Origin of the sequence: Arthrobacter sp. B6, from assembly GCF_001663775.1 — a bacterium.
Lineage (GTDB): Bacteria > Actinomycetota > Actinomycetes > Actinomycetales > Micrococcaceae > Arthrobacter.
In genome coordinates this window covers 2,211,753-2,225,073 of record NZ_KV467168.1, presented here as the reverse complement: position 1 = coordinate 2,225,073, position 13,321 = coordinate 2,211,753, and the positions used below count along the sequence as shown (strand labels likewise).

General features: G+C 64.9%; 11 protein-coding genes. 6 read left to right on the top strand and 5 right to left on the bottom strand.

Going from position 1 to position 13,321, the window contains the following annotated elements; translation table 11 throughout:
• The first annotated feature begins 197 nt into the window (after positions 1 to 197).
• The 6 genes from AU175_RS09820 to AU175_RS09795 all read left to right on the top strand — a co-directional run bounded on the left by AU175_RS09820 (position 198) and on the right by AU175_RS09795 (position 7,525).
• Positions 198 to 1,478 carry an ABC transporter substrate-binding protein gene (locus tag AU175_RS09820; protein WP_066288045.1) on the top strand — a complete coding sequence of 427 codons (1,281 nt, stop codon included), beginning with the start codon at positions 198 to 200 and terminating at the stop codon, positions 1,476 to 1,478.
• Between the two features lie 67 nt (positions 1,479 to 1,545).
• Entirely contained in the window at positions 1,546 to 2,433 is an 888-nt protein-coding gene (locus AU175_RS09815) for a carbohydrate ABC transporter permease (RefSeq protein WP_066288039.1), read from the top strand.
• Positions 2,433 to 3,386, top strand: coding sequence for a carbohydrate ABC transporter permease (locus AU175_RS09810; protein WP_066288036.1), 954 nt, complete (start codon positions 2,433 to 2,435; stop codon positions 3,384 to 3,386). The genes AU175_RS09815 and AU175_RS09810 overlap by 1 nt, the downstream gene beginning before the upstream one ends.
• A gap of 60 nt (positions 3,387 to 3,446) precedes the next feature.
• Positions 3,447 to 4,490, top strand: a complete 1,044-nt coding sequence (locus tag AU175_RS09805) for a LacI family DNA-binding transcriptional regulator (protein WP_066288034.1) — start codon at positions 3,447 to 3,449, stop codon at positions 4,488 to 4,490.
• A gap of 40 nt (positions 4,491 to 4,530) precedes the next feature.
• Positions 4,531 to 6,114 (top strand): glycoside hydrolase family 32 protein, encoded by a 1,584-nt coding sequence (locus AU175_RS09800; protein WP_066288032.1) that lies wholly within the window; start codon positions 4,531 to 4,533, stop codon positions 6,112 to 6,114.
• 70 nt (positions 6,115 to 6,184) lie between these two features.
• Positions 6,185 to 7,525, top strand: a complete 1,341-nt coding sequence (locus AU175_RS09795) for a NosD domain-containing protein (protein WP_066288029.1) — start codon at positions 6,185 to 6,187, stop codon at positions 7,523 to 7,525.
• Positions 7,526 to 7,554: 29 nt separating this feature from the next.
• Here the strand turns inward: AU175_RS09795 and AU175_RS09790 are convergent, their stop codons facing one another.
• From AU175_RS09790 to AU175_RS09770, 5 genes are all read right to left on the bottom strand, one after another.
• Entirely contained in the window at positions 7,555 to 8,241 is a 687-nt protein-coding gene (locus AU175_RS09790) for an N-acetylmannosamine-6-phosphate 2-epimerase (protein ID WP_066288027.1), read from the bottom strand.
• Positions 8,238 to 9,206, bottom strand: coding sequence for an ROK family protein (locus AU175_RS09785; protein ID WP_066288023.1), 969 nt, complete (start codon positions 9,204 to 9,206; stop codon positions 8,238 to 8,240). The genes AU175_RS09790 and AU175_RS09785 overlap by 4 nt, the downstream gene beginning before the upstream one ends.
• Before the next feature lie 200 nt (positions 9,207 to 9,406).
• Positions 9,407 to 10,336, bottom strand: a complete 930-nt coding sequence (locus AU175_RS09780) for a dihydrodipicolinate synthase family protein (protein WP_066288020.1) — start codon at positions 10,334 to 10,336, stop codon at positions 9,407 to 9,409.
• A 37-nt stretch (positions 10,337 to 10,373) separates the two neighbouring features.
• Positions 10,374 to 11,180: an ATP-binding cassette domain-containing protein gene (locus tag AU175_RS09775; protein WP_066288018.1), complete on the bottom strand. Its 807-nt coding sequence runs from the start codon at positions 11,178 to 11,180 to the stop codon at positions 10,374 to 10,376.
• On the bottom strand, positions 11,177 to 13,321 hold the full coding sequence (locus tag AU175_RS09770; RefSeq protein WP_066288015.1) for a dipeptide/oligopeptide/nickel ABC transporter permease/ATP-binding protein: 2,145 nt from the start codon (positions 13,319 to 13,321) through the stop codon (positions 11,177 to 11,179). Before AU175_RS09770 ends, AU175_RS09775 begins: the two co-directional genes overlap by 4 nt.

Below are 13,321 nucleotides of genomic sequence, written 5' to 3'. Positions count from 1 at the left end.
CGATTTATCGAACCGGTCCAGGATGACACTAGGGCCTATTGCCCAACGTCGTCAATAGGCGGAATGCCGACCGATGTGACACTTGACACTTCTCAAATATTGGTCCTAGGGTGAATGCCAAGTCGTTTTAGCAAAACGATTTTTCACCCCAGATTCAGTCTCGCCATTTCCGTTCGAGAGAAAGTGAGTCGACAGCGATGTCCACTCGAAAGACCATCAACAGGTTCGCCACCATCGGCGGCATCTGCACCGCCGTCGCACTGGTAGCCACCGGGTGCGGCGCGGGGGGCCCGACATCCACGGGTAGCGCCGGCACCAGCACCATCAACGTCCTCGTCGAAGGCGGCGGCCGCGCCGAACTGACCGGCGTAGCCGAGCAGTGCAAGAAGGACACCGGAGTCGAGGCCAACTTTGTCGAACTGCCCTACGACGGCATGTTCAACCGCCTCTCCAGCGAATTCTCCTCCGGCAACGTCTCCTTTGACGTCGCAGCCCTGGACTCCGTCTGGCTGCCCAGCTTCAAGGACGCCCTCCAGCCCATCGACGAAATCTTCACTGACGAGGCCAAACAGGACATCTTCCCCGCACTCGTGAAGGAAGCGAACGTGGACGGGCACTTCATCGGACTGCCCGCCTGGACCAACGCCGAAATCATCCTCTACCGCAAGGACCTCTTCGAAGACGCCAAGAACAAGGCTGACTTCCAGGCCCAGTACGGCTACGAGCTCGCCGCACCCACCACGTGGCAGCAGTACCAGGACATCTCCGAATTCTTCACCAGGGACGGGATGTACGGCACCGACGTCAAGGGCGCCGTGGAAACCGAATGGCTCGCCCACGTCCTGCAGGCCGGCTCACCCATGATCCTCGATGAAAACAACAAGGTGGTCATCGACAACGCCGCCCACAAGGAAGCCCTGGACTTCTATGTCGGGCTCACCAAGTCAGCGCCGTCCGGCGCGGCCCAGGTGGACTGGAACGCGGCACAGAACCTGTTCAACCAAGGCCAGACGGCGATGACCCGCTTCTGGGCCCACGCCTACCGGCAGATCCCCACGGACTCGCCGGTGGCCGGCAAGGTTGGCACGGCTCCCATGATCGCCGGCAGCGCCGGCGTGGCCGGTGTCCCGGGCCCCTGGTACCTCACGGTTCCCAAGGCCACCAAGAACACCGAAGCGGCCAAAAAGTTCGTCCAGTGCGCCTATGACCACAACAGCATGGGCATCGAATCCAGCCTCGGCCTGGCCTCCCGGATCTCCGCATTCGAGAAGTACCAGGACAAGGAAGGCTACGAAAGCTTCGGGCCGCTCATCGAAACCCTCAACGGCAAAGCCACCGCCACCCGCCCCGCCACCGAGAAGTGGCAGCAGATAGTGGACACGGTACTGGTTCCCATGCTGCAGAAGGCCGTGGCCGGCGGAGATTCCGCCACTCTCCTCGCCGACGCGAAAAAGCAGATCGAGGACCTCCTTAAGTAAGACCTCCGTGGCCGGCACTTGAGTAACCGGTGCCGGCCACGGCTCCCAACCAGCGGAAGAGAAAACCGTGCGTATCTCCGATCGCCGCTTCGCATTGTTCCTGATGACACCAGCGGCGCTGTTCCTGGCAGTCTTTGTCGCCTTCCCGCTGTTCCGCCTCGTGGCGGACAGCTTCTTCAAAATCTCGCCGATTGCCGGCGGCCCCAGGGACTTCGTGGGCCTGGATAACTACTTCCGGGCCTTCGCCTCCGACGCCTTCATCGGTGCCGGCTGGCGGACCCTGGCCTACACCCTGATCGTTGTCACCCTCGAGTTTGCCCTCGGCCTGGGCATGGCGCTGCTGTTCACCACCCTGGGGCGAAGCTCGCAAATCTGGCGAACCGTGTTCATGTACCCGCTGATGATCGCCCCGATCGTGGCAGGGCTCCTCTGGAAGTTCCTGATGATCGACAACTTCGGCCTCATCGGAACCCTCCTGCACCAGGCCGGGATCCTGTCCAACCCCAACCAGATCGGCTGGCTCTCGGACCCGAATATCGTGCTCTACTCCGTCGCCATTCCGGATATCTGGCTGACCACCTCGTTTATGTGCCTGGTGCTTTTCGCCGGGCTGCAGAACATCCCCGGAGACCTCATCGAGGCTGCACGCCTTGACGGTGCACGCGCACCGGCCATGCTGTTCCGGATCATCCTGCCCCTCCTGCGGCCGGTCATCGCCGTCGCCCTGGTGGTTCGTGGAATCGACGCTGCCCGGGCGTTCGACACCATCCTCATCCAAACCAACGGCGGCCCGCAGTCCGCCTCGGAAACCATGAGCCTGCTGATCTACCGGACCATGATCCGGTTCGGTGATCCAGGGCTGGCAAGCGCCATGGGCACCCTCTACCTGCTGGCCATGCTCGCCGTCGCGTTCGTCGCGGTGTCCACCATCTGGCGGCCAGGAAAGGACAACTGATGCGCGTCGCTGAAAGAACCAAGAACGACGGCGGGAAGCTGGCACCGGACGTTGCCGGACTTTACGTGCCAACCACCACGGGCAGCCGCGGCCGCAAGCGCCGCGGCGTCAACCGGGAGGGCCTGGAAGCGGGCCGCCGGAGCACCAGGACCCTGCTGTGGATCCTCCTCGCGGCAGCGATGGTGCTCTACGGTTTTCCGTTCCTGTACCTGCTTTTCACGTCCTTCAAGACCCCGATCGATGCCATCGCGGTGCCGCCGACCATTCTCCCCAAGGAGTGGACGCTGGAAAACTACACCAACGGGCTGGGCCGCAACGGAGTCCTGGCGTCCTTCATCAACAGCATCCAGACGGCCGTCATCAGCACCGTGCTCTCGCTGCTGCTGGCTGTGCCGGCAGCGTACGGCATCACCAGGTACAAGACCCTGAGCGGCCGGATCTTCATCATGGCCGCCCTGGTCACCCGCATGGTGCCACCGGTGGCGATCGGTATTCCGCTGGCTTCGATGATGGCGTCCGTGGGGCTGTCAGATACGCCCATAGCCCTGTCCGTCGCCCACACCACCATCTCGCTGCCGCTCTCGATCTGGCTGATGTCCAGCTTCTTTGAAGCGGTTCCCAAAGACCTGGAGGAAGCGGCCACCGTGGACGGCTGCAGCAGGCTCGGTGCCCTCTGGCGGGTGGTGATCCCGGTGGTCTCCGGCGGCGTCGCCGTCACCGCGATCTTCGCCTTCCTGGCGTCCTGGAACGAATTCCTCTTCGCACTCCTGATGACCGCAATCCGTTCGCAGACCACACCTGTCGTGATCGCAAACTTCCAGACCCAGTTCGGCCTGGACTGGGGATCCATGACGGCGCTGGCCACCGTCTACTCCATCCCGGTCATCCTCCTCACCCTTCTCCTGCAGCGCAAGATCGTCGCAGGCATGACGCTCGGCGCCGTCAAGGGCTAGGCCAGCAACAACAAACCCGGCCCCCAAGAGCTTCACCAACCATTAGGACGTGGGAGACAGATGAGCAACAAGAACATCGGCATCAAGGATGTGGCCGTCGCCGCCGGCGTCTCCGTGACAACTGTCTCCCACGTCCTCAATGAGGTTGCCTATGCCCGAATCAGCCCCGAAACCAGGGGCAAGGTCAGGAGCATTGCGGAGCAACTGGGTTATGGGCCCAACCGCCTTGCGCAGGCCCTTCGCACCCAGAGGACCGGCATGCTGGGTCTGGTCAGCGAGGGTATCGCCACCACACCACACGCCGGGCACATCATTCTCGGCGCTGACGAGGCCGCCAAAGCCCGAGGGTACAACCTCATGATCATCAACACCTCCGGCTCAGCCAGCCTCGAATCCCGGCAGGCCGACGTCGAGGCCCTCCTTGAACGCCGGGTGGACGGCATCCTCTATGCCACCATGTACCACCGCAACGTGGAGCTGCCGGCCAACCTCGGCAGCGTGCCCTCCGTCCTGGTCGACTCGGTGGCCACCGGCGGAAACATCACAGCCGTGATCCCGGACGAAGAAGGCGGTGCACGCGCCGCCGTGGGCGCGCTCCTCGCAGCGGGCCACACCCGGGTGGGCTTCATCAACAACACCGACGATGTCCCGGCCACCAGCCAGCGGCTCCATGCCTTCCGGGCCACGCTGACTGAAGCAGGGCTCGACGGCGACGCGGCACCTGTCGAGTCCGAGGTCTCCGAGGTGCAAGGAGGCTACGAAGCGGCCAGGCGGATCCTGGCACGCGAGGACCGGCCCACCGGCTTGTTCTGCTACAACGACCGAATGGCTATGGGAGCCTACCGCGCAGCCGCCGAGTTGGGACTCAGCATCCCCGCTGACCTTTCAGTGGTCGGCTTCGATGACCAGGAACTGATCGCCGCCAACCTTCACCCGGGCCTCACCACCGTGGCCCTGCCTCACTACGAGATGGGTGCTTGGGCCACCGAGCACCTGATTGACGCCGTCGAGGGGAAGACCGACCTTGCCCTCATGGCACCCCACCCGACCATTCTGAGCTGCCCCCTGGTGCGCCGCGATTCCATCGCGGCTCCCCGGCAATAGGCAGCCAGCCCCTTCCACGTCCCAAGAGGAACGCCAGAACATGTCCGCCTTTCTTGATGCCGCACGCCCTGAAACATTCCAGGCCGGAACCTCCAGGTTCCGGCCTGCCATCCACTTCACGGCAAGGGATACCTGGCTGAACGATCCCAACGGCCTGGTTTTCCACGACGGCCTGTACCACCTCTTCTACCAAAACAACCCGTACGGCAACGTCTGGGGCAACATGTCCTGGGGCCACGCCACCTCCCATGATCTGCTGCACTGGACGGAACACCCTGTTGCCATTGCCTGCGACGAGACAGCGGACATCTACTCAGGCAGTGTCGTCGTCGACCACGGCAACACCTCCGGGTTCGGCACGGCGGACGCCCCTGCCCTCGTAGCCATTTACACCAGTGCCTACAAAGCCGCGTCCGAACACAGGGGCAGGCAGGCCCAGTGTCTCGCCCACAGCACAGACGCAGGCATGACGTGGCAAAAGTACGACAGAAACCCTGTCCTCACCAGGGACTCCGCTCACTTCCGCGATCCCAAAGTCTTCCGGTACCAAGGGGACCACGGCGCCTGCTGGGTGATGGTCGCCGTCGAAGCCCAACACCAGAAGGTGGTCTTCTACCGTTCGGAAGACCTCAAATCCTGGGACTTCCTGAGCGATTTCGGCCCGGCCAACGCCGACGCCGGCGAATGGGAGTGTCCCGATCTCTTTCCCCTGGCAGTGGACGGGGACCCGGACAACATCAAATGGGTACTGATCGTGAACGTTAATCCTGGCGCCGTGGCAGGAGGTTCAGGCGGCCAGTACTTCATCGGGCATTTCGACGGCGCCCGGTTCCTCCCGGACGCCGGTTCACTCGTGGCGCCGGCCGGACTGGCCTCCCTCCCGGACCCCCAGGCGGGCGCTGCGGCCTTGCAGCAATGCCTGTGGCTGGACTGGGGACGTGACTGCTACGCCTCCGTATCCTTTAGCAACACCCCGGATGACCGGCGCATCATCATCGGCTGGATGAACAACTGGGACTACGCCAACGAGCTGCCCACCGCCCCCTGGCGGTCCTCGATGACCCTCGCCCGCGAAGTGCGCCTCACAGCAGTCAACGGCTCGGCCCGGCTGATCCAGCAACCGGTCCTGGCCGACCCCTGCGCAGGAGAAGAGCTGCCTACTGCCAGGGACCAAATGAACGCAGGCACCTTTGAGCTGCGAAATTCAACCCTCCGCTTGCCGGATCCGGTACCCGGTAGCGCCCAGGTCATCGAGGCGGAGATACTGGCCGGAAGCGCCGAACGTTTTGATTTCCGGCTCTTCGGAAGCAGTGACGGGAGCGAGGGCACCATTCTTAGCTACAACACAACCAGCGCCCACCTCACCCTTGACCGCAGGCAATCAGGAAACACGTGCTTCCACGGGAAATTCGCTTCGGCCGAGTCAGCACCGGTTGATCTTGAAAAGGGTGTGCTCAAATTGCTCATCGTCGTGGACCACTGCTCGGTCGAAGTGTTCGCCCAGGGCGGCAAGACCGTCCTGACTGATCTCATCTTCCCGGAAACCGAAAACCCGGAGAACTGGCTATCGGCTGTGGGCGGCTCAGCGACAATACTGAAGCTCGCGGTCTCATCACTCACCTGACGTCCTGAAAGGTCCGGAACGCCAAAAGTCCAGCACACCGGCGATGGACACAACACCAAGGAAAGAACCTATGACAAGCAACAACTGCTACGACGTGACTACGTGGCCAGTCGGCAATCCGGCCAAGGACGTCGGTGAAGTCATCAACAGCATCATCGCTGACATCAAGGAGCGGCAAGTGGCCACTGATGTGAATGACGGCGGAAAGCCTGGTGCGGTGATCTACATTCCGCCGGGGGACTACCACCTCCGCACGCAGGTGGTGATAGACGTCAGCTTCCTTCGAATCCAGGGATCGGGACACGGGTTTACGTCGTCGAGCATCCGGTTCAACGTTCCCGAAAACGAATGGCCCGATCTGCACGAGCTGTGGCCCGGCGGGAGTCGCGTTATCGTTGACCTTCCCCGCAGCGGAGACGGCGAGGAACCGAAGGGAGCCGCTTTCTACGTTGAGCGAAGCGGGAGCCCGCGGATCAGCTCGGTCGAGTTCGCCAACTTCTGCATCGACGGGTTGCACTTCACACCGGATGGTTCGGGGATGCATGCGGAAAACACCTACGTCAACGGCAAGACCGGCATCTATGTCGCGAATGAGAATGACTCATTCCGCATCAACGGCATGGGGTTCGTCTACCTTGAGAACGCCCTCACCATCTACAACGCGGACGCGCTGTCCATCCGCGACAACTTCATCGCGGAGTGCGGAAGCTGCATTGAGCTGCGCGGGTGGGGGCAGGCGTCAAAAATCACCGACAACCTGGTGGGAGCGGGCTTTAAGGGCCACTCGATCTACGCCGAGAACCATGGCGGGCTCCTGGTCACCGCGAACAACGTCTTCCCCCGTGGTTCGAGCAGCGTCCACTTCAAAGGCGTCACGCGGTCAAGCGTCACCAACAACCGTTTGCATTCGTTCTACCCGGGGATGGTGGTTCTCGCAGCGAACAGTTCGGAAAATCTTGTGGGCACCAACCACTTCCTACGTGACCATGAGCCCTGGACGCCGTTCCTGGGAGTGGACAACGGACTGGACGACCTCAACGGACTTCTCTGCGTCAGCGGCAACAACAATTCAGTGATTGGCAACCACTTCTCCGAGGTCATCGACTCGGAGGCCATCCGCCCCGCGGGTGCCACGCCTGTCATCATCCGGCTGATGGCGGGGGTTGGCAACTTCATCTCCAACAACCACGTGGTGGCGATGGACGTTCACTCCAAGTCAAGTGACTCGTGCTTCTCGGCTCAGGTGGACGCCCTGTTGACCACCGAGGCTTCGGACGGCCTCGCCGTGACGGCCGTCTTGGTCGATGCTGAATCAGCCCGGAATACGATCCTTGATTCCGGAAGCGACGCCGAGGTCATCGCAGATAGGGCTGTTAACGCCTTCAGGGCCACACCCACGGTCGGTTCTTAGGCGGCACATGCACGTGGGTGGCCCATCGCTCAGGCCTCCAGCGCCGCCGTGAACCAGCCCGTAATCGTGGCCGGGTGTGTGATCGCAGTCCCCACGACGACGGCGAAAGCGCCGGCGTCGAGGGCCTGGCGGGCCTGCGCCGGGGTGTGGATGCGGCCTTCGGCAATCAGCGGCACACCGAACCCGGCGGCTGCGATTTCCTGAAGCAGGGCCAGGTCGGGCCCGTCTGTCTTGGGGCGCTCGCCGGAATACCCGGCCAGCGTGGTTCCGATCAGGTCAGCGCCGGCCTCGACCGCTGCAGCGGCGTCCTCGAACGAGCCGCAGTCCGCCATGACCAGGGCATGCGAATCCGCATGAATGCCCGCCACGGTTTGTGCGAGGTTCAGTCCGTCCGGACGGGCCCTGCGGGTGCCGTCCACAGCCACCACGTGGGCGCCGGCGTTGGCCACGGCCAGGGCGTGGCGGAGCGTGGGGGTAATGAAGACGCCGTCGTGCCCGTCCTTCCACAAACCAATCACCGGGACTTCGACGGCGGTGCGGGTGGACTGAACGTCGGCCAGGCCCTGGACGCGGATCGCCGCAGCCCCTCCGATCACGGCCGACGCCGCCACCTGGCCTGTGGTGCGCGGGTCACGCATGGGCTCGCCCGGGTACGCCTGGCAGGACACAATGAGGCGCCCGCGCAGGGACTCGAGGGCTTCGGGGGTGAGGATCACAGTCGGTTCCTTTGGGGCGTAGGGGCGGCGGCGAGGACAAGGCTGGCTGCGCCCACCATGGCGGCGGCGTTGCCAAGGGCCGCCGGGAGGACGGGCAGATCCGCGAGGGAGGGAAGCAGCTCGGAGCGCAGGGCCAGCTCCATGGGCCGCCACCAGGGCCCGCCGGCGTCGGCCAGGCCGCCGGAAACCACCACTACTTCGGGATCAAGGATGTTGGCGAGGCCACCCACGGCCTGGCCGGCCGCGGCAGCTCCCACTCCGACCGCCCGCACAGCCCAAGGATCGCCGTTGGCAGCAAAGGCAAAGACGGCTCGGGCGTCCGGGGCCGCCGCCGGCCCGCCGAAGCGGACATACGCATCGCGCACCGCAGGGCCGGAGGCGATGGCCTCCACGTGGCCGGAACCGCCGCAGACGCAGGGGAGCGGGGTGCCGCCGTCGAACGCGTACGGGGAGGCAAAGTGCCCCACGTGCCCTCCCACATGCCGGTGACCCAGGACAGGACGCCCCTGCAAAACAAAGCTGCCCCCGACGCCGGTGCCGAAGGCCACCAGGAGCGAACTCGCCGTTCCGGCAGCCGCACCGGTCCACGCTTCCCCAAGCGCATGGGCATGGACGTCGTTCACGGCGTGAACGGCCGACGGCGGCAAGCCCAGCCGCGAAGCAAGCCCGGCAGCCAGTTCAGTCCCGGCCCACCCCCGAATGGCATCAGTTGCAGAAACCACCACCCCGCGCGACGCATCAATAACGCCGGCAGACCCAACGCCAACGTGCTCGACGGCGGTCCCGGCGGCCGCGGCCCGCGCGATGAGCCCCGAAACCAGTGCCGCAGTAGCATCCAGGATCGCCCCGCCACCGTCGCGGTTCAGCGTAGGAACGGTCTCCGAAAACAAGACCTCCCCATCCCCGGAAACAACCCCGGCAGCAGTCTTAGTGCCACCAAGATCAACACCGATCGCGTACAGCATGACTTGTCCCTATGTTCTCTTAAGTGCGGGTTAGGTTCGTTGTGGCTGGGTCGGCGCCAACCCGCCGCCTTGCCGGCACTTAAGTGCCTGGTCTGGCCGCGCTGGCCATGGTTCTTTTGCGTAGGCTGCGTTGTTGCGTGAGGAACGAGCGCAGCAGCCGGCAAAAGGAGCATGCCCAGCGCGCCCCCTGCCACGGCCAACTACACCAGGCCGTTGCGTTCCAGGATGACTTTGATGGCGGTGGTCTCGCTTTCGTTCAACGAAGGCATGGGCACGCTCATGGTGTTGGATTCGATGACGCCCATGATCTGCAGTGCGGTTTTGAACGCCCCGAGCCCGGCGGCCCCGCCGGAGACGCGGCCGTTGGGGGTGTAGACGATTTCGAACAGGTCCGCGAGCCGGTCCTGTTCGGCGGCGGCCTTGGCCCAGTCGCCGGCCTGTGCGGCGTCGAACAGGTTGCGGTAGCCGCGGGGGTCAACGTTGCCGAGGCCGGGGACTACGCCCTGTGCGCCACCCAGGAGGGCGCCGTCAACCACCACTTCGTGGCCGGTGAAGATGTCGAAGTTGTCGATGCCGCGCGCCGCCAGGAGCAGCTGGCGGAACGAGACGTCGTCGCCGGAGGAGTCCTTGACGCCGGCGATCACGCCGTCGCGGCCCAGGCGGACCAGCAGGTCGGTGGGGAGCTTGAAGTGCGTGCGGACGGGAACGTCGTACGCGAAGATCGGTTTGTCGACCGCGGCGTGGATGGTGCGGAAGTGCGTTTCGGTCTCCTCCGCGTTGCCGATGGCGTAGTACATGGAGGTGACCACGATGGCGTCCGCCCCGAGATCCACGACTTTCCGTGCCTCCTCGATCACACGCTGGGTGGTCTGCTCGTTGGCACCCACAATCAGGGGCACCGCTTTAGCACCAGCAGATGCGTTGGCCTCCGCGATGGTGCTGACCACCAGTTCACGCTCCGCGTTGGTCATGTAGGGGACCTCGGCGGAGGAGCCCAGGACAAAAAGTCCGGACACGCCGCCGTCGAGCAGGTGCTTGGTGAGGTTCTGCAGCGAGGCGGTGTCGATGCTGCCGTCCGCGTGGCGGGGGGTGACGACGGGCGGGATGACGCCCTGGAACTGGGTAGGCACGTGAATTCTCCGTTGGTTGTAGCTGATGAGGGGAAAGCTAGATGTGGAGGAGGCTCGGGGCGGCGCCCAGCAGCTTCTTGGTGTAGTCGTTGGCGGGGCTGTCGAAGACCTGCGCCGCGGGGCCCTGTTCCACGATCTTGCCGAAGTACATGACGCAGATCCGGTCCGAGACGTAGCGGACGGTCTGGATGTCGTGGGAGATGAACACCATGCCGAGGTTCAGCTGGGTCTTCAGGTCAGAGAGCAGGTTCAGCACCTGCGCCCGGACTGAAACGTCCAGGGCCGACGTCGGCTCGTCCGCCACGATGATGTCCGGATCCAGGGCCAGGGCGCGGGCGATCGCCACACGCTGGCGCTGGCCGCCGGAAACCTGCGACGGCGTCACCTCGGCCGCGGACTGCGGCAGGCCCACGAGGGCCAGCAGTTCCCTGACCTTGGCCGCGCGGGTGGCGGCCGTGCCGATGCCGTGGATCTGCAGGGGGTCGGTGAGGATGTCCTGCACTGTCATGCGCGGGTTCAGCGCGGTGGCCGGGTCCTGGAAGACCACGGACACTGAGCGGCCGAATTCCTTGCGCATGGCCGCGTTCCGTTTGATGGCGGGCTTGCCGTGGAAAAGCACTTCGCCCGATGTCGGGGCCTGCAGCCCCACCAGCACTGACGCGAGCGTGGACTTGCCGCAGCCGGACTCGCCCACGATGCCCACGGTTTCGCCGCGGCTGATGCTGAAGTCGACGCCGTCAACGGCTTTGACGATGTTCGGGCGGAAGAGCCCGCCGCCGCGTGCGTGGTGGTGGACCTTCACGTCCTTGAGCTCGATGACCGGCTTGCCGGTGGAAATGCTCATTTTGCATCCTCCTTCAGGTGGCTCGCCCAATAGTGGTCGGCATCCCCGCGGCCGGCGGCGCCGACGGAGGTGAGGACCAGCTGCTGGTTGGGGTCGGCGTCGGACCGCAGGGACCGCGGGGCGAAGCGGTCACCCGGCGCGAAGTCGCGTGGTGACGGCACGGTGCCGGGGATCTGGTGCAGGCGGACGGCGTCGGCCTCAATGGAAAGGACGGCACCCAGCAGCCCACGGGTGTATTCGTGCCTGGGGTTCTGCAGCAACTCCGAAGCCTGGGCGGACTCCACCACCTGGCCGGCGTACATCACCGTGATGCGGTGGGCCAGGGATGCCACCAGGGCGAGGTCGTGGCTGACGAAGACCATAGCGAAGCCGAGCTGTTCACGGAGTTCGTTGAGCAGGTCCACCACCTGTTTCTGGACGGTGACGTCCAGGGCGGTGGTGGGCTCATCGGCCACCACGATCTTCGGCGAGCGGGACAGAGCCATGGCGATCAGCACGCGCTGGCGCTGGCCGCCGGAGAGCTCGTGCGGGTAGCTGGCGAGCGTGCGGACGGGATCGAGCTTGACCATTTCCAGCAGCTCGGTGGGGGTCTTCCGGCCGCCGCGCTTGGTCAACTGCTCCATCTGGTCCTTGATCTTCATGGACGGGTTCAGGGAGCTCAGGGCGTCCTGGTAGACCATGGCGATCTGCTCGCCGCGCAGGCCCTCATAGGCTTTGGTGCTGCTGTGCCTGGTGGCAGGATCCAGGAGTTCCTTGCCGTCGAATGTGATGGATCCGGTGACCTCCGCGGTCCTGGGCAGCAGGCCCATGACCGCGAGGGAGGTGATGGACTTGCCGCAGCCGGATTCGCCCACCAGGCCCATGGTTTCGCCTTCGCGGACCGTGAAGGAGACGTTGTCCACGATCGCGGTGTCGCCGAAGCGGCCGGGGAACCGGATGGACAGGTTCCTGACCTCCAGGACGGTGCGGGCGCCGGCCGGAACCTGGGGGAGGCGGTCAGTGCGCTGGGCCTCGATGGCGGAGAGCAGTTCCAGTTCCCTGTCCAGCAGCAGGTGCGGGTTCGCCGCGGCGAGCTTAGGATCGGAAAGGATGGCGGCCTCGTTGTAGTGCTCCTCGGTGAGGACATCACCGTAGGAGGCGCGGACGGTGTCGAGCTCGTGTTCCTCCACTACCGACGGCTGGGCCACGGACGTCGCCACCTGGGTATCAACAGGTTCGACGGCGGCACCCACCGCTGCGCCGGAAACTGCCGCTGCCGAACCGTCGTCGTCCTTCACTGTCACTGCCTTGCGCAGTCTCGGGTTCACCATCGCGTCGGTGAGGCCTTCGGCGAGGATGTTCAGCGAGAGCACGGTCAGCAGGATGGTGGCACCGGCGAAGGTGGTGGCCCACCAGCCGCCGGACAGGACCAGGTTGCGGCCGTAGGAAATCACGTTGCCCCACGAGGGTGCGGGATCCTGCACGCCGGCACCGAGGAAGGACAGCGAGGCCTCGAGGATGATGGCGTCGGCCACCATGACCGTGGCGAAGACCAGGACGGGAGCCGCGGTGTTGCGCACAATGTGCTTGAGCAGGATGTAGAAGCGGCCGGCGCCGATCACGCGCTCGGCACGGACGTAGTCCTCGCCGTACTGGGACAGCACGTTGGCGCGGACCACGCGGGCCAGCTGCGGGGTGTAGATGATGGCGATCGCGATGATGATGGTGGGAACCGAGTTGCCGAACGCCGCCAGCAGCACGGCGGCCAGGGCGATACCCGGGAACGCCATCAGGATGTCCATGAGGCGCATGATCAGTTCGTTCACGGCCTTGCTGGACGTCGCCGCGAAGGAGCCCAGCAGGGCGCCCACCAGGATGGCCAGGATCACGGCGCCGAGGCCGATCAGAAGCGAGGACTGGGCGCCGAACAGCAGGCGGGAGAAGATGTCGCGGCCCAGCCGGTCGGTGCCGAAGAAGTGCTCGGCTCCCGGCGGGGTGGCCGGGATGAAGGTCTCCAGCGGATCGTGCGGGGCGATGACCGGTGCGAACACGGCCGCGAGCACAATCATGATGAGGAAGAGGAGGGCGATGCGTGAGCCCCAGGGCAGGGCCTTGAAACGGATGCCCGGGGCACTCAGCCGTTCAGCGAGCTTGCTGCGCAT